Origin of the sequence: Shewanella sp. M16 (assembly GCF_018224605.1) — a bacterium.
GTDB lineage: Bacteria > Pseudomonadota > Gammaproteobacteria > Enterobacterales > Shewanellaceae > Shewanella > Shewanella oncorhynchi.
Genome location: NZ_JAGTUL010000001.1, coordinates 44,394 through 67,407 on the forward strand (window position 1 = coordinate 44,394; position 23,014 = coordinate 67,407).

At 45.5% G+C, this 23,014-nt stretch carries 19 protein-coding genes; 10 read left to right on the forward strand and 9 right to left on the reverse strand.

Features of this window, described 5'->3' with window-relative positions:
* Positions 1-191 precede the first annotated feature (191 nt).
* The gene (locus tag KFE26_RS00195) at positions 192-3,350 is read right to left on the reverse strand and encodes an efflux RND transporter permease subunit (protein WP_212599305.1); all 3,159 of its coding nucleotides are present in this window, start codon (positions 3,348-3,350) and stop codon (positions 192-194) included.
* A gap of 13 nt (positions 3,351-3,363) precedes the next feature.
* Positions 3,364-4,602, reverse strand: coding sequence for an efflux RND transporter periplasmic adaptor subunit (locus KFE26_RS00200; RefSeq protein WP_212599306.1), 1,239 nt, complete (start codon positions 4,600-4,602; stop codon positions 3,364-3,366).
* Between the two features lie 418 nt (positions 4,603-5,020).
* Here KFE26_RS00200 and KFE26_RS00205 point away from each other — a divergent pair, with 418 nt between their 5' ends.
* Positions 5,021-5,644, forward strand: a complete 624-nt coding sequence (locus KFE26_RS00205; RefSeq protein WP_212599307.1) for a TetR/AcrR family transcriptional regulator — start codon at positions 5,021-5,023, stop codon at positions 5,642-5,644.
* 93 nt (positions 5,645-5,737) lie between these two features.
* Here KFE26_RS00205 and KFE26_RS00210 read toward each other — a convergent pair whose 3' ends face one another.
* Positions 5,738-6,625 (reverse strand): LysR family transcriptional regulator, encoded by an 888-nt coding sequence (locus tag KFE26_RS00210; protein ID WP_212599308.1) that lies wholly within the window; start codon positions 6,623-6,625, stop codon positions 5,738-5,740.
* Positions 6,626-6,715: 90 nt separating this feature from the next.
* On the opposite strand from KFE26_RS00210, the gene KFE26_RS00215 reads away from it, so the two are divergent.
* Positions 6,716-7,150: a PACE efflux transporter gene (locus tag KFE26_RS00215; protein ID WP_168822865.1), complete on the forward strand. Its 435-nt coding sequence runs from the start codon at positions 6,716-6,718 to the stop codon at positions 7,148-7,150.
* A 317-nt stretch (positions 7,151-7,467) separates the two neighbouring features.
* Positions 7,468-8,292 carry an ABC transporter substrate-binding protein gene (locus tag KFE26_RS00220; RefSeq protein ID WP_131523266.1) on the forward strand — a complete coding sequence of 275 codons (825 nt, stop codon included), beginning with the start codon at positions 7,468-7,470 and terminating at the stop codon, positions 8,290-8,292.
* Between the two features lie 28 nt (positions 8,293-8,320).
* Here KFE26_RS00220 and KFE26_RS00225 read toward each other — a convergent pair whose 3' ends face one another.
* A complete protein-coding gene (locus KFE26_RS00225; protein ID WP_028761417.1) occupies positions 8,321-9,211 on the reverse strand; it encodes a LysR family transcriptional regulator in 891 nt (296 codons plus the stop codon).
* 140 nt (positions 9,212-9,351) lie between these two features.
* Here KFE26_RS00225 and KFE26_RS00230 point away from each other — a divergent pair, with 140 nt between their 5' ends.
* Positions 9,352-10,608 carry an adenylosuccinate synthase gene (locus KFE26_RS00230; RefSeq protein WP_212599309.1) on the forward strand — a complete coding sequence of 419 codons (1,257 nt, stop codon included), beginning with the start codon at positions 9,352-9,354 and terminating at the stop codon, positions 10,606-10,608.
* Positions 10,609-10,760: 152 nt separating this feature from the next.
* Here the strand turns inward: KFE26_RS00230 and KFE26_RS00235 are convergent, their stop codons facing one another.
* Entirely contained in the window at positions 10,761-11,741 is a 981-nt protein-coding gene (locus KFE26_RS00235; protein ID WP_028761419.1) for a chemotaxis protein, read from the reverse strand.
* Between the two features lie 353 nt (positions 11,742-12,094).
* Between KFE26_RS00235 and KFE26_RS00240 the strand changes: the two genes are divergently transcribed.
* On the forward strand, positions 12,095-12,526 hold the full coding sequence (locus tag KFE26_RS00240) for a thioesterase family protein (protein ID WP_212599310.1): 432 nt from the start codon (positions 12,095-12,097) through the stop codon (positions 12,524-12,526).
* A gap of 190 nt (positions 12,527-12,716) precedes the next feature.
* Here the strand turns inward: KFE26_RS00240 and KFE26_RS00245 are convergent, their stop codons facing one another.
* Together KFE26_RS00245 and KFE26_RS00250 are read right to left on the reverse strand one after the other, a co-directional pair.
* On the reverse strand, positions 12,717-14,210 hold the full coding sequence (locus KFE26_RS00245) for a bifunctional diguanylate cyclase/phosphodiesterase (protein WP_212599414.1): 1,494 nt from the start codon (positions 14,208-14,210) through the stop codon (positions 12,717-12,719).
* Positions 14,211-14,300: 90 nt separating this feature from the next.
* Entirely contained in the window at positions 14,301-15,143 is an 843-nt protein-coding gene (locus KFE26_RS00250; protein WP_028761421.1) for an HDOD domain-containing protein, read from the reverse strand.
* A 328-nt stretch (positions 15,144-15,471) separates the two neighbouring features.
* On the opposite strand from KFE26_RS00250, the gene yegQ reads away from it, so the two are divergent.
* From yegQ to KFE26_RS00265, 3 genes are all read left to right on the forward strand, one after another.
* Positions 15,472-16,839 carry a tRNA 5-hydroxyuridine modification protein YegQ gene (yegQ, locus tag KFE26_RS00255; protein ID WP_028761422.1) on the forward strand — a complete coding sequence of 456 codons (1,368 nt, stop codon included), beginning with the start codon at positions 15,472-15,474 and terminating at the stop codon, positions 16,837-16,839.
* Positions 16,840-16,843: 4 nt separating this feature from the next.
* Positions 16,844-17,095 carry a YfhL family 4Fe-4S dicluster ferredoxin gene (locus tag KFE26_RS00260; RefSeq protein ID WP_212599311.1) on the forward strand — a complete coding sequence of 84 codons (252 nt, stop codon included), beginning with the start codon at positions 16,844-16,846 and terminating at the stop codon, positions 17,093-17,095.
* A gap of 521 nt (positions 17,096-17,616) precedes the next feature.
* Positions 17,617-19,506 carry a S8 family peptidase gene (locus KFE26_RS00265; protein ID WP_212599312.1) on the forward strand — a complete coding sequence of 630 codons (1,890 nt, stop codon included), beginning with the start codon at positions 17,617-17,619 and terminating at the stop codon, positions 19,504-19,506.
* Positions 19,507-19,615: 109 nt separating this feature from the next.
* Here the strand turns inward: KFE26_RS00265 and KFE26_RS00270 are convergent, their stop codons facing one another.
* A complete protein-coding gene (locus tag KFE26_RS00270) occupies positions 19,616-20,149 on the reverse strand; it encodes an SCP2 domain-containing protein (protein WP_113939323.1) in 534 nt (177 codons plus the stop codon).
* A gap of 138 nt (positions 20,150-20,287) precedes the next feature.
* Here KFE26_RS00270 and KFE26_RS00275 point away from each other — a divergent pair, with 138 nt between their 5' ends.
* Together KFE26_RS00275 and KFE26_RS00280 are read left to right on the forward strand one after the other, a co-directional pair.
* Positions 20,288-21,298 (forward strand): peptidase U32 family protein, encoded by a 1,011-nt coding sequence (locus KFE26_RS00275; RefSeq protein ID WP_212599313.1) that lies wholly within the window; start codon positions 20,288-20,290, stop codon positions 21,296-21,298.
* A gap of 37 nt (positions 21,299-21,335) precedes the next feature.
* On the forward strand, positions 21,336-22,223 hold the full coding sequence (locus KFE26_RS00280) for a U32 family peptidase (protein ID WP_212599314.1): 888 nt from the start codon (positions 21,336-21,338) through the stop codon (positions 22,221-22,223).
* A 36-nt stretch (positions 22,224-22,259) separates the two neighbouring features.
* Here KFE26_RS00280 and KFE26_RS00285 read toward each other — a convergent pair whose 3' ends face one another.
* On the reverse strand, positions 22,260-22,973 hold the full coding sequence (locus tag KFE26_RS00285) for a hypothetical protein (RefSeq protein ID WP_028761881.1): 714 nt from the start codon (positions 22,971-22,973) through the stop codon (positions 22,260-22,262).
* Positions 22,974-23,014 lie beyond the last annotated feature (41 nt).

Genomic DNA, 23,014 nt, shown 5'->3' on the forward strand with positions numbered 1-23,014 from the left:
AATACCAACGATATTCCTCATTTCTGGTTTTAGTTTTAACCTAGCGAGCAATACCATCACTAAGCATCAATTGACCTAATGTTAATTAACTCCAGCTAAAGATAGTCAAATCTAATCGCTCTCGCCGTGAATAAACAAAAAAGGCCTACTCAATGTAGACCTTTCATGTGTTTTTCAACTAGAAAACAAGCTTAACCGACTGTTATCTCTTTATGCTCATCGGCTTTTTTATCGCCTCTCTTTGCTAAGGCATAGTAAAACAGCGGCGTTAGGATAAGACCAAATACAGTCACCCCTATCATACCAGCGAATACTGCCACGCCCATGGCTTGGCGCATCTCGGCGCCCGCGCCAGTGGAGAACACCATAGGCACCACTCCCATGATAAAGGCGATAGATGTCATCAAGATAGGACGTAAACGTAATCTTGCTGCCTCTAATATCGCCTCCATAGGTGCCATACCGTGATCTTGTTTCTCCTTTGCAAACTCGACAATCAAGATAGCGTTCTTAGTCGCCAGCCCCACCAGTACTATCAGGCCAATTTGGGTGAAGATATTATTATCTCCACCGTAAATCAGCACACCACTGAGGGCTGAAAGTAAGGTCATTGGGATGATTAAGATAATCGCCAATGGCAAGCTTAAGCTCTCGTACTGGGCGGCTAGCACCATAAACACTAAGATGATCACCAGCGGGAAAACCAAAAGACCCGTATTGCCCGCGAGAATTTGCTGATAGGTCAGCTCGGTCCACTCATAAGTCATACCATTAGGTAAGGTTTCAGCCAAAATTTTCTCAATCGCCGCCTGCGCTTGGCCTGTACTCACTCCGAGCGCTGGACCACCGTTGATTTCAGCGGTAGTGAAACCATTATAGTGCATCACTCTGTCTGGGCCTGAACTTTGGCTGACGTTGATGAACGAACCTAGCGGGATCATGTCACCATTCAGATTCGGCACCTTTAGCTGACTTATCTGCTGCGGACTTTGACGGAACGCCTCGTCGGCTTGCATATTCACCTGATAAGTTCGACCGAAACGATTGAAGTCATTGATATAAGTCGAGCCCATATAGGTTTGTAATGTCTGGAAGATTTGATCGAGCGACACTGCCTGCTGTTTCGCTTTAGTCCGATCGATATCCAGTTCAAGTTGTGGCACGTTCACCTGATAGCTAGAGAAAACACCAGCTAACTGAGGATCGGCCCACGCCTTGTACATCACTTGTTGGGTCACCTGATACAAGGCCTCATAACCAAGGTTGGCTCTGTCTTGAATTTGCAGACGGAACCCTCCTATAGTGCCGAGGCCTTGCACAGGTGGCGGCGGGAAGATGGCAATAAACGCGTCTTGAATAGCAGCAAATTGCTGATTTAATTGGCCGGCAATGGCATTCGCCGACAGTTCAGGACTGGTACGCGAGTCAAAATCATCGAGCGCAACAAACACCACGCCTGAGTTAGGACTATTGGTAAAACCGTTGATGCTAAGGCCAGGGAAGGCAATCGAGTGCGCGACTCCGGGGTGATTTAGTGCAATCTCAGACATCTTCTTGATCACACTATCCGTACGTTCAAGGGATGCCGCATCGGGCAACTGGGCAAAGGCCACTAAATACTGTTTATCTTGGCCGGGCACATAACCCGTTGGTGTATTGGCAAATTGCACTCCCGTTAACGCCACCATGCCTAAATACACTAGGCCGATAATGCCGCCAAAACGGATCACCTTACGCACTAACCAGCCATAACCATCGGATGCACGGTTAAATAAACGATTAAAAGGCACAAATAACCAAGCACCAAACAACTTATCCATTAGACGGGTTAAGCCGTCCTTAGGTGCATCATGACTCTTGAGTAACAGCGCCGATAATGCCGGACTTAAGGTCAGTGAGTTAATCGCCGAGATAAAGGTCGAGATAGTAATAGTCAAGGCAAACTGTTTATAGAACTGCCCGGTTAAACCGCTCATAAAGGCCGTTGGAATAAACACCGCCGCCAGCACTAAGGTGGTTGCCACAATAGGGCCAGTCACTTCCTTCATCGCCTTTTGCGTTGCCTCTACTGGGCTTAATCCTGCGGCAATATTACGCTCGACGTTTTCGACCACGACGATGGCATCGTCAACCACGATACCGATGGCGAGCACTAGCCCAAATAGCGACAAGGCGTTTAACGAGAAACCGAGCAAATGCATAAAGGCAAAGGTACCGACCAAAGACACAGGCACGGCCACCAGCGGAATAATCGATGCGCGCCAAGTTTGCAGGAATAGCACCACCACTAACACCACCAGCAACACGGCTTCGAGCAGGGTTTTTACCACAGCTTCAATCGAGCCACGCACGAACACTGTTGGGTCGTAAACGATTTCGTATTCGAGTCCTTCAGGGAATCCTTTAGACAGCTCAGCCATTTTGGCGCGCACATCGTCGGAAATCTGAATCGCGTTAGAACCCGATGCTTGGAATACAGGAATAGCGACCGCATCCTTATTATCGAGTAAAGAGCGCAGCGCATAACTCGTTGCACCGAGTTCCACCCGCGCGACATCTTTAAGGCGGATCACTTCAGCATTCTGACCAACTTTGATGATGATATCGTCAAATTCAGACAGTTCAGTTAAACGGCCTTTCACGTTAATTAAAAGTTGAAAGTCAGCACTGCCACTGGGCTGCGCGCCTAAACTGCCCGCTGCTGCCTGTTGGTTTTGCTCACGTACGGCGGCAATAATGTCCGCTGGCGATAAACCCAGCGCTGAGACTTTATTGGGATCAAGCCAAATTCTCAGGCTGTATTCGCCGGCGCCAAACAAACGTACAGCGCCGACACCGTTTATCCGCGCTAACTCGTCTTTGACGTTTAGCGCCGCATAGTTAGACAGATACAACATGTCGTAACGGTTATCCGGCGATAACAAATGCACCACCATAGTCAAGTCTGGCGATGATTTTTCGGTGACTATACCTAAGCGCTGTACTTCCTGCGGCAGACGGGGCATAGCCCTATCCACTCGGCTCTGCACTTGAGTTTGTGCCTTATCCACATCCGTGCCAATCGCAAAAGTGATAGTCAAGGTCATGCGTCCATCGGACGTCGCCTGCGATGACATGTACAACATGTCTTCGACGCCGTTGATTTCCTGCTCCAGCGGTGAAGCCACAGTTTCGGCAATCACTTTAGGGTTAGCGCCAGGGTAGTTTGCGGTGACCACTACCGTTGGCGGTACTACCTCGGGATATTCGGTAATAGGCAACTGCCAAACGGCAATCGCCCCCGTGATAAGAAACAGCAATGACAGCACGGCTGCAAATATCGGTCTTTTAATGAAAAATTGCGACAACATAGTGTGTTATTCCTTAACCGCGGCTCGCCGTTTCAACCGCTTGCGCCGTCAAATGCTCTTGGTTTTTATCGAGTATTAACTGGGCTTGGCGCAGTGCTTCGAGCTTGTCGCTGTCGACCATGTCCACTATGTTTGGCTCAATTTGCATCTTAGGGCGTACGCGTTGCATACCATTGACGACGATCTTGTCTTCGGCCATCAAACCTTGGGTCACGATGCGCAGTCCTTGGACTTTTTCGCCTAAGGTCACGCCGCGATATTCGACCGTGCCATCATGACCGACGACCAGCACAAACTTATTATTGAGATCTGTGCCAACGGCTTTATCGTCAATCAAGATCCCCTCATAGGCGCCACAGCCCGCAGTACGAAGACGGGCAAACAAGCCTGGCAATAGGTTATTGTCTTCATTGTCAAAAGTCGCACGAACTCGAATAGTACCCGTCTGCTTATCCATCGCATTATCCACAAAGTCGACCATGCCAATATGGTGATAATCGCGCTCATTGGCTAAAGCCATGTAAACAGGATTATCGCCAGCACGGGGATCGTTACGTTTGTTCTGCGCAGTTAACTTCACGTATTTAAGGTAGGTTTGCTCGTCCACATCAAAATATGCATACATGCTGGCGGTAGAGACTAAGCTGGTCAGCACACTCTGCCCTGCAGTGACATAGTTACCCGCAGTGACGTTGGCGTAGGACACGCGGCCATCAATCGGTGCTTGTACTTGGGTATAAGCTAAATCAAGCTCGGCGCGCATGAGTGCTGCTTTCACCGAAGCGACGGCGGCTGCAGTCTGACGTTTGTTCGACTCACGGGTATCGAGTAATTCGGCCGAGACCGCCTTTTGGTCAAATAACTTATGTGCCCGTTCAAAATCATTAGTGGCCAGTTGCTCTGCAGAGAGTGCGCTAGCAAGATCTGCTTTTAACCGGGCCACTTCCACTTCAAACACGCTTGGATCGATGCGAAATAACACTTCGCCTTTTTTCACTAAGGCGCCTTCTTTAAAATTTACTGAGTCGATATAGCCCGACACCCGCGGGATAAGGGTGACACTTTCTGGCGCCTGTAAACGACCGGTAAACTCATCCCATTCGGTGACTCGCTCATGCAATACCTGAGCGACATCCACCTTAGGCGCACTCGGTGCAGGTCCCTGCTGCGCTGTTTGCTCACCACAAGCTGAAAGGACGAAAGCAGCCACAGCCGTTAACATCATTATTCGTAAAGGTTTGTTACTCATCATATTACTATCCTCAAAGTGGCGGGCATTTCACGCTGTTCGAACCACACACATGCAGCTGTGTTACAAACCAAACCAATTAAATACCGACTGGTAAAAAATATTCTGTACTGGACGGTAATATATAGCGTAAAATGATGCTGTCAACAAATTTATGTACCGAACGGTATTTAATTAAAAGTGTGCACTTATCCTAGGCAGGCAATGCGTCCAGAGGCAAAAGGCTACGAGTTTGAACGGCAAAGCATTTTGATGAATATTGAAGCAAACACTGACTAACGCAGATACCATGCTGAACTTAGGTGACACCTTGAATGACTAAGTAGACATATCCCCCTAAGTCCGTCATAGGTAGCAAGTGTGGCTGGACAGGGACTAAACCCATGTCTATCCTAGGGGCAATTGAGAATTGAGGAGCCTAATGATGTCAACCGTCACCCAGACGCCCTGTGTTGGTCGCCCACGAGCTTTTGACACTGACGATGCATTAGCAAAAGCCTTAGAAGTCTTCTGGCTCAAAGGTTTTGAAGGTACATCGTTAACCGATCTCACCCAAGCTATGGGCATTAATAAACCTAGCCTTTATGCCGCTTTCGGCAATAAAGAACAGTTATTTCTCAAAGCGATAGAATTATATGAACAGCGCCCCTGTGCATTTTTCTACCCAGCACTGGAACAGAAAACAGCCTATCAGGTTATCGAGTCAATGCTACTCGGTGCGGCAAGCTCTTTGGTGGATAAAAGCCATCCACAGGGATGTTTGATTGTTCAAGGGGCACTCACCTGTAGTGAAGCAGGACAAGCGATTAAAGACACTTTGATTAATCGTCGCCGCGATGGTGAAATAGCCCTGTGCGAACGACTGCAACGCGCCAAAGATGAAGGTGATTTGCCCGCTGACGCCGATCCCTTGCTGCTTGCCCGTTATATAGGCACTGTATTGCAAGGTATGGCCGTACAAGCGACCAGTGGAATTTGCCCGAATGAACTGCGCAAAGTGGCCGAACTAGTGCTGGCTAGCTTTCCGCGTAATGATGAATCCTGATTCACCAATCCTGATCTACAAAAACTAAACCCCAGTAGAGTACTCACTTAACTGGGGTTTTATTTATGCTTTGCTTTATTTCTGTCCAACCATTTATTTCTGTCCAACCAAGAGTTCTCTAAACAGTTGTCTGAGTCGTTTCAATAATGGCAGGCTGCTTTTATCTTGATGCTGGATCACATCGACGTTTGCATGCCAGCCTATCTGCTCAAATTCTATGGGGACGCGAGTTAAGTTACCCGATGAAACTAAATTGGACACCATATGCTCGGGCAATAGACACCAACCATGGCCCTGTAATGCGAGCTCCAATAACACGTAATAGTTATCGGCATACCAAACATCAGGACTGAACGCCTGCTGAAAACTACTGGTTTTAGTATTCCGTGAGCGGATGAGTAATTGTCGATACAGTCGCAATGAGTCCATGTTCGGTGCAACTGATTTTGCTAAGGGATGCGAACTCGCCACATAAAGATCGAATTGAATCACCCCAATACTCTCAAAATCTATACTACTTGGCATAGATAATTCACTAAAAATCAATCCTGTAGATGCTCTTCCCGAATGCACCATGTCGATAATATCTATGCTTGAGGCACTGAGAAACTCTAGTTCGATATTAGGGAAATCACCTTCTAACAACCGAATAATTTCAGATATTCTCTGTATCGGAATGCCTTCATCCATCGCAAGGCACACTTCTGAAGATTGACTACTAAAGAGCGATAAGGCGGTATGTTTGAGCCTACGATGTTGAAGAATCGTCGCTCTTGCGTAGGGCAGTAATTTACTACCTTCGGCCGTTAATACAGGATAACGACCCGAACGGTCAAATAACTCAACCCCACAGTCAATTTCAAGATTCATCACATGCTGGCTAATCACGGATTGTGCTTTCTTAAGTTGCCTTGCAGCATTCGAAAATGAACCCGATTCTACGGTTTCCATAAAGGCTTCGAGTTGTTCGAGACTAAACATATCGCTTTTACCGATACTATCTAACTATAACTTATCCCTATACTAGATAAAATCATGGCCATAGTCACATTAAATGAATGGGAAATAGCCATGAAAACGACAGAACGTATCTTTAACGCCTTACTCTTTGAAGCGATTGCACTCGCTATTATTATCCCCGTTTCTGCCCTTATATCAGGCAAGGGAACCAGTGAACTTGTCATAGTTGGTATCGCTTTGAGTCTTTATACCGTGGTATGGAACTACTTCTACAACCTAGGATTCGACAGGGTATTTGGGGCAAATCGAGAGCAACGCACTTTGAAAACCAGAATACTGCATACCTTTGGATTTGAAGGGGGACTTATTTTCATTAGCATACCGACCATCGCCTGGTTTCTACAGATAGGTTGGTTGGCAGCCATGGGCTTAGAAGCGGTTTTTTTGATCTTTTTCTTCTTCTACAGCACCCTATTCCATTGGTGCTATGACAAGTATCAGCCCTATAAGACTTGGATTACTATGCAAGCCACTAAGGTCAAATAGCGCAGCTAAGATCAACACACATCACCATCAAACGAACCTCACTAAACAATTTAGCGATTCGTTTGATGGCAGATTATCCATTTCAATTTCTTCTACTTAGCAAGAAAGCTAAGCCAGTTCATGTGTTGCCCAGCGTAAAATTCCCCTGAAACACAACATAAAAATAATAGACCCGCACACAGTAAACTGAGGTTGTTGAAATATCCTATAAACGTCACAAAAGGACTAACTATCAGTAATTAATATTCAAATTATTAGTCTAGATATAATTCTTTATGCTATAAAAGCCATATATTAAGCGGGGAGATGGAAGCAAAATGCGCGCAGGGAACAGAATGAGGCTCAGGATGCAGCAGGCATTAAATTTGCCGTCAGCATTGATACTTAGCATCGTTTTATTGCTCGTATCCATTATTTGCAACATGGCACTCGCTAAAGAAAGCAATGCAATACCAGCAGAATCGCAACCTCAAGCCATAACCTTAGCCGCAGAAGACAGTTGGCCACCTTTCGCCAATCAGTTTGGTCAAGGTATTTCCCATCGTTTAATCCAAGCCGCATTTAAACAGTCGCATATTGAAGTGAATAGCTTAGTTGTACCCTACTCCCGTGCCTTAATGATGGCGGAAAAAGGTGCGGTTGATGGGGTGTTTAACGTCACCCGCGAGAACAGTACTGAGCAACGCTTCATCTTTGGAAACACCCCATTATTTATCGCCACGGCTTCTTTTTATCAAAAGAAACAAAAACCTATTCTGGCAGACAATAAATGGGCGCTACCTAAAGGCACCGTTATCGGCGTGATTAAAAGCTATGAATATGGCGATGAGTTTCCCACATTAGTTAAACAGCAACAGCTCAATATCGTCACCGTCGCCAACCAACAACAGCTGATCAATTTATTGTTGATTGGTCGCATAGATGCCGCTTTGATGTTCGACTTAGTCGCCAAGGAAAACCTGAAAAAAATGGGGGTAGATGATGAGATTATTCCTGCATTTGCTAACCACAGCAGCGATATTTTTTTGGCCTTCTCGAAAGGAAATCCGCAAGCACAAACCTTAGCAAGCCAACTCGACGCTGGCTTATCACAGCTAAAAGCCACAGGCCAATACGACAAACTGCTCTTAGTCGCTGACTAATCCACTATCGCTACAAGCGAATGATAGATTACCGCTGCGAGCGAATGATCTCTTGATTCACCCAATATAACAGCTGCTTAATAGCCTTCGACAGGATCTGATTCTGGCGCACAATATAACCTAAACTCGTAGTAGGGAATTGCGGTAGAGGAGTGACTTTAGTGGTGAGATTCGCCTTAGTGTAAACCGAAAACTCCGGTACGATCGCCACACCAAATCCCGCCTCAGCCCAATCGATTTGCGCGTCAACACTGCCGACTTCCATTATTCTGTAATTCGATAAGTTCAGCGACGGTAATGCGGGATCTAACAATTCGCGGGTTCGCGTATCGTGTCCTAATAAAATCAACGTCGGTTGCTCGGCTAAGGGCGTATCCACAGAGGGTTTTGCCTGCTGCCATTGCTGTAAATTATCTCCGATTGCACACCATTTAATCTGTTGTAGCTCAGTAAAATGCAGTGGCTGACTTTCCTTCTGCGCAATCACAAACCCTAAATCGGCCTCGGCATTTTTTACCAATTCAGAGGCTTGTGATGAGGTTGTGTTGAGCAGCGAGAAATCTATTCCCGGAAACTCCGCCTTAAAGAGCTGAAACGGCTGGATTAACAATAACCGCGAGATAATGTCGCTGGCGGCAATGGTCAAGGTGCCTTGGCTAAGGTCATTAATCGCATTGAGATCCGCCTGACAAATTTGCAGCTCCATTAACGTCTTCTGACTGCTCTCTAACAGGCGAAATCCCGCTTGCGTTAATCGAAAGGGATTACGGTCAATCAACTTGACTCGAGTGCTTTGCTCTAACTGCTTAATATGCAAGCTAACATTGGGCTGCGTCATGTGCAGCGCTGTGGCCGCTTTCCCAAAATGCTTGTATTCAGCCAAAGTCACGAAGGTCTTTAACCAATGGATATCGAGCATCACGTCACCTTTTGCAAAGTATTAGAGTTAATGATAGCCAATGATATATGAAATTCTTATTGGGATGATAACCATAATTAATTTCTCTTATTCAAATGATGGGTCTAGCATAGCGTCTTAATCAATGAGGAGATGTTGTTATGCCGTCGATCGTGGTTGTGGGTGCAAATTGGGGTGATGAAGGCAAAGGCCGCATCGTAGATTATTTAGCCGCGGATGCCGCTGCCAGTATTCGCTTTCAAGGTGGTAACAACGCTGGCCATACCGTCGTCAACGACTATGGCACCTTTAAATTACACCAATTACCGAGTGGCATTTTCAACCCTAACTGCGTTGCAGTTTTAGGCCCTGGCATGGTGATCAGCCCTGAAAAACTCAGTGTAGAAATTGCTGAAGTGCAAGCGGCTGGCATTGAAGTCAAATTATGCATTTCTGACCGTGCTACCCTGTGCTTACCTCTACATGCATTAGAAGATACCTTAGAAGAACAACGTCTTGGCGACCTCGCCTATGGTTCAACCCGTCAAGGGATTGCGCCAGCCTATGGCGATCGCGTGATGAAAAAAGGCATTTTAGTCGGTTGGTTAAACCAACCTGAAGTGCTGCAAGAGCGCATTCAATTTATGCTCGACTGGAAATTGCCACAGTTAAAAGCACTTTATCCAAGTTGCGATTTTAATCAAACCGCCGCCGAAATGACCGCATGGTTATTAGAAGTGACGGCACCTTGGCGTCCGTTTATTTGTAATGTGACTGGGCCATTAAAAGCATTACAAAAACAAGATGCGAGCTTACTGTTTGAAGCGCAATTAGGTGCTGGCCGCGACTTAGTCTACGGCGAATATCCTTATACCACATCTTCAAACGTGACTGCGGCTTACGCGGGTATCGGCAGCGGTTTACCAGCTCTGCGTCCAGAGCGCGTAATTGCTGTCGCGAAAGCCTTTAGCTCATCAGTCGGCACAGGCACGTTAGTGACCGCAATGGAAGAGCAAGACGCCTTCCGCGAAAATGCCAACGAGTTTGGTGCAACGACAGGCCGTCCACGTGACATGGGATATTTTGATGCTGTTGCCACCCGTAATGGTGTTGAGCTACAAGCAGCAACCGAAATTGCCCTGACTAAGATTGATTGTCTTTCTGGCATGAAAGATCTGAAAATCTGTGTTGCCTATGCTGGTGAACACACTGAGAACCCAATTTGGCCACAAACTGCTGCGTTAAGCCCAGTGTATGAGCAAATGCCAAGCTGGAGCGAAGATATTACTGGTTGTCGCACCTTCGAAAGCCTGCCAGTCGCCGCACAACAATATGTTGAACGTATTGAAGACTTAATGGGTGTACGCGTTAGCATGGTTTCTGTTGGACCAGAGCGCGATCAAATGATCATTCGCTAGTAAACAACGTTTACCCTACAAAAAAGCCATATTCGCCTCGGTGAATATGGCTTTTTACTTTGATATGGTTTGTCATTAAAGAAGCAGTCAAGACGTTGATAGCGATGACTCGAATACCCCATATTCAAATATCGCCACTAAATGAAATGGCATTACTCTTCGAATACGTATTTATCTATCATACCGACCATACGACCAATTTCTGGTTTAGTAATGGTATCGTTAGCACCTAATGCCATCGCCTTTGCGCGGTTATCTTCACTCATTAAAGAGGAAAACATCACAATTGGCATTTGTCGATACGCCTTGGATTCTCTTAAGCGTTTCACCAAATGCATGCCATCCATGCGAGGCATCTCAACATCCGTAATAATGGCGCTGACAAAATCAGAGATCGAAGCATTATCTTGGTCAGCAAGATTCTCAAATTCCATTAGCATTTCAAGGGCATCACCACCATCTTTGGCTGTGATAATGTTGTAACCTGCGCTGCGAAGGGTATTTTCGATCATCTTACGAATAAAAGCGGAATCATCGACAATTAAAATCGTTTTCGCTTCACGTTTCGCCAGCATTTTATCATTGATCAGTACACTTCTATCGAGCGTGACATCGTACTTATCCATACTCAGTTCAGGATTAATGTCAGCAATAATTTTCTCAAAATCCAATATCATAATGAGCATGCCATCACGGCGCACTACGGCAACGACACAATCATTTTCACCCGCTTCTAAAAATTGACTCGGCGATTCAACTTGCTCCCACGACACTCTATGGATGCTACGAACACTATCGATTAAAAATCCATTAATCATCTTATTAAAATCAGTCACTATGACCACTTTGTGGGTTAAATCCTCTGGTGTCGATATTCCGAGCCAACCGGCAAGATCGACCAAAGGAATCAACTTTTCTCGCAGCGAGAACACCCCAACCATGTGCCGCTGGGCATTGGGATAATCTGACGTTTCTGGCACCCTAATTACTTCTCTCACTTTGGCGACATTAATACCGTAATGGCACACCTTATGGCCACCGTTAGGAAGTGTCTTATGTAGATGAAACTCAATAATTTCGAGTTCATTTGTGCCACTCTCAGTCAATATTTCTGATTTTTTAATTTCGCTCATATAAAGCTCTCAACCTAGCAAATCAACGTAAGAAAGGGATTGCAGTTATCAGTATAGGAAGGGATTAATGAATTAGGCACGATAGTGTGATTTTACTGCCTGATTAGCGTGATATTTTTTGGGTAACAAGCATTTTATCTATAAGCAGAAAAGCGTCCCATAATCGAATCTAATGACGATTTCAGTCGTCACATTGTCAATCATCTCCAGATTAAGCATCGCCGTTGCCGACCTAAAGTCGTCTGCACATTTCCCTTAACAGCGATTTTATCTCTCCGCATTAGAGGTTTTGTTTTAAGAGATAAGCCGCTAGACTATTGCGCAATAAAACTATCTAGAATAGCCCTAGCCCCATGCCGCAATTTAGCCAGACCTTTTCTTTCCCAGTGCAAATCTACTATGAAGATACTGATTTTTCTGGCGTTGTGTATCACCCCAACTTTTTGAAATACTTCGAGCGCGCCCGTGAACATGTGATTGGTGCTGAGCGTTTAAGTGCATTATGGCAACAAAACCAACTGGGTTTTGCTGTGTATCGTAGCGATATGTTGTGCCATGAGGGGGTGGAATTTGCCGATATTATCGATGTTCGCACTAAGTTTTACTTTGAGAGTAAGTATCGCACTGTGTGGCAGCAGGAGATTTGGCGCCCACAGGGTAAAAAGCCTGCTGTTACGGCAACCATTGAAATGGTGTGTATGAATCAAGCCCGTCAATTAGCGCCTATGCCGGCAGAGTTAATCGCCATATTAAGTCTTGGTTTCACATCAAGCGAACAAAGCTAATACTCTTACATACAAGTACTCGCGCGATTTCCCGAGCTTATTTTGACATAAGCAAAGGCAACAAAAATCACTCAAGCGATAACTGGACAGTATTAAGGCTCGGCTGCAAGCCTTAATACTCTTGATTTAATGAGCATTTGATTTAATGAGCATTTGATTTAACGAGCGCTTACTTTAATGAGCACAAGGTTTAGATTGTATTATGTAGTTGGGCCCAGTTCATTTCGAGTTCGGCGGCACTCATGGGCTTCGCGTAATACATGCCTTGTATAGTATCAACCCCCATAGCCACTAACCTATCTCTAATCTCAAGCGTTTCAATTCCTTCAACAGTTACCTCATAACCGAGTTTTTTGGCAATATTAATACTGGCTTCGAGGATGTATTCCGACGGTTTATCCTGCTCTAGATCCTTTAAAAAGGCTTTATCGATTTTGACTTCATTAACGGGTAAATGCTTTAAATAAGCTAAGGAAGAATGACCCGTACCAAAATCATCAATTGCAAGTCTAACCCCTAAGGCACGTATCTTTCCTAACGTCTCAACCGCCTTAGTCAAATCCGCCATTAAGGTGCTTTCAGTAATTTCGATCATCAAGGATTCGGGTGGGAGCTGGTAATAGGCTAATCTTGCAGCAATTTCTTGGGGTAAGGTTTCACTGTCAAGATCCCGTGTCGAGAGGTTAACTGCAACACACAATTGTATCCCTGCCGCGCGCCATTTTGCCTGCTGTGCTAAAACCTGATCGAGTGCCCATTGGCTGACTAAATCAATCATGCCAGCATATTCAGCTAAGGGAATAAATTCTCCAGGAGAAATAATCCCGAGTTCGTCATGCTCCCAACGCATCAAGGCTTCAACCTGAAAACATCGACCCGTGGCAATATCCTGTTTAGCTTGATACACCATATATACTTGATTACGTTGCAAACCTTTAGGCAAACTATCGATAATTTTCAGTTCCCTTAACTGACGAATATCATCATTTTGGGCATAGTAAGCAATCGCACTACGAGAATGGCGGGCTTTCTTCAGCGCCAAATCGACTCGACGTAGCATCTGACTCGTGTCGGCGTGGTGTTCTTGTAAATGCAGACAACCGATTTGAAGCTTAACGCTGACTGGCGTGTTCTTAATGTTAAAAGGCACTTGCAACCGCCCTCTTAAGTGGACTAATTGCTCCTCAGTCAACGCTTGCTCGTAATATAAACAGAATTCATCACCATTGAGGCGTGCGATTAATCTCGGGGATAAACTTAAGCTATTTAAGCGTTCGGCAAATTGCTTCAGCAGGATATCGCCAAACACAAAACCAAAGAGATCATTCACATAGCGAAATCGATAAATATCAATTAGCACTAATGTCCCTTGAGTCAGCGGCATCATGCCAGTAAGAGTACGTTTCAAGCCGACACGATTAACAAGTCCTGTTAGCTTATCCTTACCCACACTTGCCGGTAACGCCTTTAATAATTCATTTAAAGTATGGTAGAGAGGAACAAACGCTTGGGGGACGATGCCAATGTCTAAAGCTTGGCGTTCAACCTTTTGCTGCTCTAGCTGGGTACAAAGCTGTGCTAAAAATTTTTGCTGCGACCGTAAAGATCTGTACTTTGACTGCAGGATATACAATGAAAATATCAATAAAGCGAGAGAAGCGACAACTAACCCGATTACGAACATACCTTGGCCTCTGCCATACCACGTAAGCTTGTTCTCAAATGACACGATAAAGAATATCAGCGCCATTTGAATTCCATTTAGGCCTAACGATTATTGGTAACTTTCTCTAATTGAATGGAATTTTTCCATAAACTCATCACTGGCTAAATCATCGGTCGTCACAGGTAATCCACGGGCGACAAACACACCGAGACGTTGCTCTAGTTCAGTGCCCGCTCGCAATTCACCGGTATAAAAGGCCGCTGCACGGATAAAGTCGAGATAGGTGACATGATCGGGTAGATAAGGTAAATCAGCCCAACGCTCAACCACTTCCATCACTTCGGTAGAGAAATCCCAACTTTTCAAAACAGCACGACCCAAAGGCCCTTGCATTTTACGTACGAGCGCGCGTAATTGATCAATGCTAGTGAATAAATGGGGATGCGCCTCCGCTTCTGTTAATACAGGTAAGGCGCCAATGTTATGCACGAGTCCAGCTAAGGTTAAGGTATCAAAATTTAACCGACTGGTTGAATGGCGCTTATTATACATCTGCAGCATGGCACAAGACGCAGCGGTTACATCGATTGAGGTACGCCACACTTCGTCCATGACTTCCCACACCATTTCATTGGTGGAAATGAATAATTGCTCCATCGCCACCGAAGTGGCAATGCTTTTAATCTGAATTAACCCAATACGAGAAACCGCACTGTTGATACTTTCAGCGGGTACGCCTCGGCTATATAGCGCGCTGTTAGCGACCTTAATAATACGCGCAGAAATCGCGGCATCTTGGCCGATCACTTCTGCCACTTGTTTAAGGCTCGCATCGGAGCGTCCAACCACTTCTTGCACCCGCATCGCCACTTCAGGCAAGGTCGGTAGTACTAAGGCATCGTCTTTTAGTTTTTTTAATAAACTGACTAACAGTAGATGTTCGGTAGACATCTTAACTCCCATCAATCTGTAAACATCAACATTGGATTGTTGGAGTATATCAGTTGGCTGTCATTAGATGCGTAGAAAAAACTGCAGACGTTAATAATTTGTATGATTGCGTTATCAATTTTGCCTTACTTATCTGTCTTGATCATCGACCTTAATCATCACTCAAGTTGAAATATTCCGCTCCAGTTGATCTAAGCCAAACTCACTATATTCGTAAAATGTGAAGTACTGCTAAAGTTAACTAAGGCAATTTGCATACCCCTACTTTCATTGTGTAAAATGCCGCCCCCGCGCACCGCGTCATTTATTAACCCATTTGAGAGTGATTATGTTTAAACCTGAGCTGCTGTCTCCAGCTGGAACCTTAAAGAACATGCGCTACGCCTTTGCCTATGGCGCAGATGCAGTGTATGCCGGTCAGCCAAGATATAGTCTAAGGGTACGTAACAATGACTTTAAAATGGAAAACCTTGCCACTGGGATTGAAGAAGCCCATGCACTCGGTAAAAAGCTGTATGTGGTGAGCAATATCGCGCCCCACAATGCCAAGCTAAAAACCTATATCAAGGACATGGAACCCGTAGTGGCGATGAAGCCTGACGCACTGATCATGTCCGATCCCGGTTTAATTATGATGGTGCGTGAAACGTTTCCTGATCAAGTGGTGCATTTATCCGTGCAAGCGAATGCCATCAACTGGGCCTCGGTAAAGTTTTGGCAAACCCAAGGCATCAAACGCGTGATCCTGTCACGCGAACTGTCCTTAGATGAAATCGAAGAAATTCGTCAGCGCTGCCCCGATATCGAGCTTGAAGTGTTTGTGCATGGTGCCCTGTGTATGGCGTATTCAGGCCGTTGTTTACTCTCGGGTTATATCAACAAACGCGATCCTAACCAAGGCACCTGCACTAATGCTTGTCGCTGGAAATACGATGTACACGAAGCGCAGCAAAATGACAGCGGTGACATCATTGCCTTGCCAAATGCGGTGCAAATTGAAACGCCAACGACCTTAGGCGCAGGCGCCCCCACAGATCAAATTTACCTACTACAGGAAGCCAATCGCCCCGGCGAATACATGCCCACCTTCGAAGATGAGCACGGCACTTATATCATGAACTCTAAAGACTTACGGGCCATTCAGCACGTTGAGCGCCTGACTAAAATGGGCATAGACTCGCTCAAAATTGAAGGCCGCACTAAGTCCTTCTATTACGTTGCCCGTACCGCACAACTGTATCGCCGCGCGATTGAAGATGCTTCATCGGGTAAAGATTTCGACCGCAGTCTAATGAATCAATTAGAAGGCCTAGCCCACCGTGGTTATACCGAAGGCTTTTTACGTCGCCATGTGCATGATGAATACCAAAATTATGACTATGGCTACTCAGTTAGTGACACCCAACAATTTGTAGGTGAACTGACGGGAAAACGTAATCTTGCAGGATTGGCCGAAATTGAAGTAAAAAACAAGTTCTCCGTTGGCGACAGTGTTGAACTGATGACGCCGCAAGGCAATATCAGTTTGACGATTGAACAACTCGAAAATCGCAAAGCTGAAGCAGTTGAAGCCGGTTTAGGTTCTGGGCACACTGTGTATCTACCCGTGCCGAAAGAAGTCGATTTGAGCCACGGTATTTTGCTGCGTAACTTGCCCCAAGGTCAGGATACTCGCAACCCACATGAACTAGGTTAAGATCATGGCACTACTGATCGACGATAGCTGCATCAATTGCGACATGTGTGAACCTGAATGTCCTAATCAGGCCATCACTATGGGCGAAGAGATCTATGAAATCGATCCAGACCGTTGCACCGAATGTGTGGGTCACTACGACAAACCGACTTGCGTGTCTGTCTGCCCCATTGATTGCATCGACCCAGATCAAAACCGTGTCGAATCTAACGACGAATTGTTAGTGAAATTTGCCGTGTTAACGCAAAAAGCTTAATCACGTCACCTGACCGAGTGGCTATAATGCCTCTCGGTCACATCGGCTCTAATACCTGCCATAACCTGTGCAAAACAACCCGCATAATAAATCACAATAAAGATGCATTTAACGGTATGGAAAACCTTTAAATCGCTTAAATCCAAGCCTTTATTTCAGCATTAGTCAAAACACTACTTTAGACTGACTTCTTTTCAGCGGTGAATGTCAAAAAAGTAGCAGACGGAATTTATCGCTGCTTCACAGTTTATGATTCGGACTAAATGTCGCTTGATAAATCACCACTTTTACAAACTCGGTTGTTTTAATAGACTAATAGTTATTATTTTGACGCTTATTTGTACACCTCACTCTTTAGCTAAGTAAAAAGTCACCCACGGTCAAATTGTAAATCAAGTGTTACATTTCAACCCTATGAATTAGATATACCTTAAGCATCGAACTGGGCAGGTTGAAAATACCTTCTACATTGAATTATGTCTCGAAGTCCGTGGAGACATAAAAAGAAAATGGAGTTCAACATGCATAAGAAACATTTAATTGCAGTCGCGGTCGCAACTGGACTTGCTTACTTCCCTGTTAACGCTAATGAATACCAAGCGAGTATGGTAAGTGTCCCGCAATCTAAAGCCATCAAAGATACTTACATTGTTGTATTCAATACCCCAAGCGCTCTTAATCTAAGTAATAACAACACCATAGCTGAATTCGCGACGAAACAAGCCGAGAGTTTAGTCAACCAATATGATGTCACTGTGATGAAAAACTTTGGCAATGTGCTCAATGGTGTGCTCATCAAGGCCAGCGCCCAACAGATTAAAGCACTGCGTAAAGATCCAAATGTGAAATACATAGAACAAGATCAAATCATGTCAGTAACGCCTATGGTTGAAGCCAATGCCAATCAACCGAGTCCGACCTGGGGCATAGACAGAATCGATCAACGAAACTTGCCATTGGATAGTAACTATCACACGGATTTCGACGGCTCTGGTGTAACCGCCTTTGTGATCGATACTGGCGTGCTTAATACTCACAATGAGTTTGGTGGTCGCGCCAGCAGTGGCTATGATTTTGTGGATAATGATTACGATGCGACTGACTGTAACGGCCATGGTACCCATGTGGCAGGAACTGTTGGCGGCGCTACCTACGGTGTGGCTAAAAACGTCAATCTTGTGGGCGTCAGAGTACTCAACTGTTCAGGTTCAGGTAGTAACTCTGGCGTGATTGCAGGGATAAACTGGGTGAAAAACAATGCTTCCGGCCCCGCCGTCGCAAACATGAGTTTAGGAGGCGGCGCCTCCCAAGCAACTGATGATGCAGTCAATGCCGCAGTTGCCGCAGGGGTCACTTTCGTAGTGGCGGCGGGTAACGACAACAGCAGCGCTTGTAATTACTCACCCGCACGGGCGGTAAATGCCATCACGGTTGGTTCAACCACCAGTAACGATTCCCGCTCGAGTTTTTCTAACTTCGGGACTTGCCTTGATATCTATGCGCCTGGTTCGAGCATTACGTCCGCTTGGTATAACTCGAATTCAGCGACTAATACCATAAGTGGTACCTCAATGGCTGCCCCACATGTGGCAGGCGTTGCCGCATTATACTTAGATGAAAATCCAAATCTCTCTCCCGCACAGGTGACAAACTTACTCACGACGCGCGCCACGTCAAATAAAGTTACAGACGCTAAAACAGGTTCACCGAATAAGTTACTGTTTTCACTTGCAAGCGATGATGGTGGCTGTGGCAATAATTGCCCCGTCGATGAAACACCGCTGCAAAATAATGTGGGTGTCGCAATCAGTGGTGCCACAGGTTCTGCGACGTATTACTACATCGATGTCCCAGTCAATGCGGCAAGTTTAGGGATCAATCTAGCGGGTGGTTCTGGTGATGCGGATATTTATGTCAGCCAAGGACAAAAACCGACGACAACAAGCTACCAATGCCGCCCCTATCAAAATGGCAACAACGAGAGCTGTAACTTCACCACACCTACGGCGGGTCGGTGGTATGTGATGGTGCAAGGCTATAATAATTACGCCAATGCCCAACTGACAGCCAGCTATAACCTGAATGGTGGCGGAAGCTGCACCGATGCAAACTGCTTAACCAATGGCGTACCTGTCACGAATTTAAGCGGGGCAACGGCAACAGAGAAACTGTATAAGATAGTGGTTCCAGCCAATAGCCAACTCAACATTGCCACCAGTGGCGGAACTGGAGATGTAGACCTGTATGTTAAAGCAGGCACTACCCCAACGACCACCAGCTATGATTGCCGTCCCTATAAAAACGGGAACAATGAAAGCTGTTCGATTACCGTGACTCAAGCGGGAACTTACCATGTGATGTTACGCGCTTATTCGAGCTACTCGGGACTACAACTGAGTGCAAGCTACTAACTCATTGACCAAACCATACAATAAAGTTTAAATAAAAATAAGCCCACTAAGATAACAACTTAGCGGGCTTCTTTATGGAATTAGCAGTGTGTAGTCTCACTAAATAACGTTAAAAGCTTGGGGATTTGGCGAGAATAATTGTCGGTTTCGCTTCAATTTGCAGACGCTCAATCACAGCGGCAAGCTTTTCAACACTAAGACGAATTGGGGCTGGCATACTGGCAAATTCGATACTTAACAGCAGGTTTTTCACTTCAAGTCCTAATTCAGTATCACCTTGAATACTCAGCTTACGCTGGAAGAATAGCGTGTCGGGATCTTCCTTCGCCGCCGCCACTAATACTAGCTCAGCAGAGTTGGCACTGAAGGTCACCTGCGCATCCGTGAGCTCTCTGACTTGCCATTTTCCATTAAAACTGACTTCGAAGGCTAAGTTTATATCTTCCACTCGAATCGCGACCCATTTATCCATCAAAAATCCAAGCTCATCGTCAGCAGCTTGCTCGGCAAGTAAGAGTTCAAGCAATTGGCTGATGGCTTTTGCTTTGAGGCTAAACGGCATCTTAGCAAGGGGAAAGCCGATGGCTTTTGGGGTGAACTCTAAAAGTTGCTGAGCAAATTTTGCGAAAAAAACAGCGGACATAGCGGGAACCCTACAAGAATAAAACATGATATATCCCAGTTTATCGGGATTTTATGATCTTAAACCTGTTTTAAATCAATTCATCGCCATTCAATCTTACCTACACTCAGCGGCTATCATTTTATCGGGAGCATCACTATGGAGCTGTTGTGTCCAGCAGGAAATCTGGCCTCGCTAAAGTTGGCATTACATGCCGGAGCCGACGCTGTGTATCTAGGGTTAAAAGACGACACCAATGCGCGCTCGTTTGCAGGATTAAACTTCACCCCCGCAAAATTGCAAGAAGCCACTGAGCTGACGCAAAAGCACGGCAAAAAAATCTTTTTGACCTTAAATACTTTTCCAAAGCCCGGTGAAGAGCATCGTTGGTATCAGGCTATCGATTTAGCGGCAAAACTGGGTATGGATGCATTAATTGTCGCCGATCTTTCTTTACTCGATTATGCCCATAGGCACTATCCAAACCTGCCACTGCATTTATCGGTGCAGGCCAGTGCAACCAATCTGGGTGCGCTGAGCTTTTATAAGGAAGCCTTTAACATCACCCGAGTAGTATTGCCACGGGTGTTATCCATGAAACAAGTACGGGATCTTGCTAAAGTCAGCCCAGTGGATTTGGAAGTATTCGCCTTTGGTAGTCTGTGCATTATGGCCGAAGGGCGTTGCCAGCTGTCATCCTATGTAACGGGCCAATCGCCCAACACAGGTGGATCTTGTTCACCAGCAAAACACGTACGCTGGCAAGAAGAAGGACAGAACAGATTAACCCGGCTCAACGATGTGTTAATTGATAAATCGGCCCTCGACGAACAAATGGGTTATCCCGTGGTATGCAAAGGCCGTTACATCACAGCAGATCAAGATTCGCCGCAATATTTACTCGAATCACCAACCAGTTTGAATACCTTAAGCTTACTTCCAGAGCTAGCCAAAGCTGGCATAGTGTCGCTGAAAATCGAAGGACGTCAACGCAGCCCTGCCTATGTTGAACAAGTCACTCGAGTATGGCGTCAAGCCATAGACACCTATCTAAATAATCCAGCGCTGTACTCACAAAGCCAAAATAAACCCCATTGGGAACAAGTCCTAGCGAAAGTATCCGAGGGTCAGATCACTACGCTTGGCGCCTACGAGCGCGATTGGCAATAAAAGGTAAATAGAGAGCAAGATTGACAAAGGACACCTTATGAAGATTTCCCTAGGACCACTGTTGTATTGCTGGCAGAAACAGCAAGTCGCTGACTTTTACCAGCAAGTCGCCGCCAGTCAAATTCCCTTAGTGTATTTAGGTGAGGCGGTTTGTAGCCGCAGACGCGAACTCAAGTGGGGCGATTATCTAGAGCTGGCGCAAATGCTCAAGCAGGCGGGTAAAGAAGTCGTGCTTTCAACGCTGGCCTTAATCGAAGCGCCATCTGAATATACTGAGCTCAAACGCCAGGTCGATAACGGTGAATTTATCGTCGAAGCAAACGATATGGCGGCAGTGTATCTTGCTAAAGAGCGTAAGTTACCCTTTGTCTGCGGCGCGAGTATCAATAACTACAATCGTGCTAGTTTAGACATCTTGCAGCGGTTTGGAATGCAAAGATTTGTGATGCCAGTGGAGCTATCTAAGGCTTGGTTACAACAAGTGATTCAAGAGCAGCCATCATTTGAGGTGGAAGTGCTCGGCCACGGCTATTTACCACTCGCCCATTCAGCGCGCTGCTTTACCGCTAGACACAAACAGCTCACGAAAGATCATTGCGAAACGGTATGCCGTGAATACAGTAAAGGACTACTCGCGCAAACCCAAGAGCAGCAACCTTTACTCAGGCTCAATGGAATTCAAACCCAATCCGCTAGCTGTTTAGATTTACGCAGTGAAATAGCGGCAATGACACAAATGGGGGTCGATGTGTTTCGAGTATCACCCAGTAGTCTTGACTGCATCACTAAAGCCAATGCTTTGGTCGATACGATTCAAGCGACTAAAAATACTCAGGATTTTTCGATGAATAGCAAACTTGGTACAACCCAGTGCAACGGTTATTGGTTTGGTGAAGCGGGCCTTGCTGTGCATGTGAATCCATAGCCTAAAGCTGAAGATAAGCCTAAATTTAAAGATAACTCAGCCAATGATTTTGGGATCTTGGCTGAAGCTTAACTGGCTAAAAAGCAGCACACTTGTCCAACACAATAAACTTCCCAGTCCAATCCATTCTAGTAGGGCTGGCCACCACAAAGTAGGACGCGGCAGTTGCAATACCATCTCCTGATAAAACGGTCTATCACCTTCGGTCAAGCCTAAATTGAGCTGTGGTGCATACAGAAACGTCAACATGCTACATAAGACTATTAACGCCAACAACCCAGTCCAACGGCCAAAGTTAGACTTGCCGAAACAGACCAAGGCTAAATAGAAGATCGCACTCAAACTCCCCAGATAGAAAAACCATTTCAGCCCAAGAACATGCAAGTGATACACGTTCACCGGAAATAATCCCACGCTCGCTAAAGCCAGAAAAGTGAGAGCCAAACTGATAAAGAAAGGGTATCCCCAGCAAGAAGTCACCTGTTGCAAAGAAGACAAACAATAGAAAACGAGGCTTAAACTGCCAAAAAACAATCCACCGTTAAGAATAACAGCGAAAGACGAATGACCATAAGTCCCTAATTCACTTAAGGTGTGATTCAAAAAATTGAAGCGATGGAATTCAGAATCATCGAACCCCAAAACAGTAATAACAATGCCAATTAAAAGCCCAAAGATCCCCAAAAAACCAAACTTAATGGCCAGTGTTGAGCCGCCTTTAATCGTAACCTTCTGTACTTTTGCGATCATGAATACTAGAGCTGGATGGGAGTAATACTAACTTACATGGA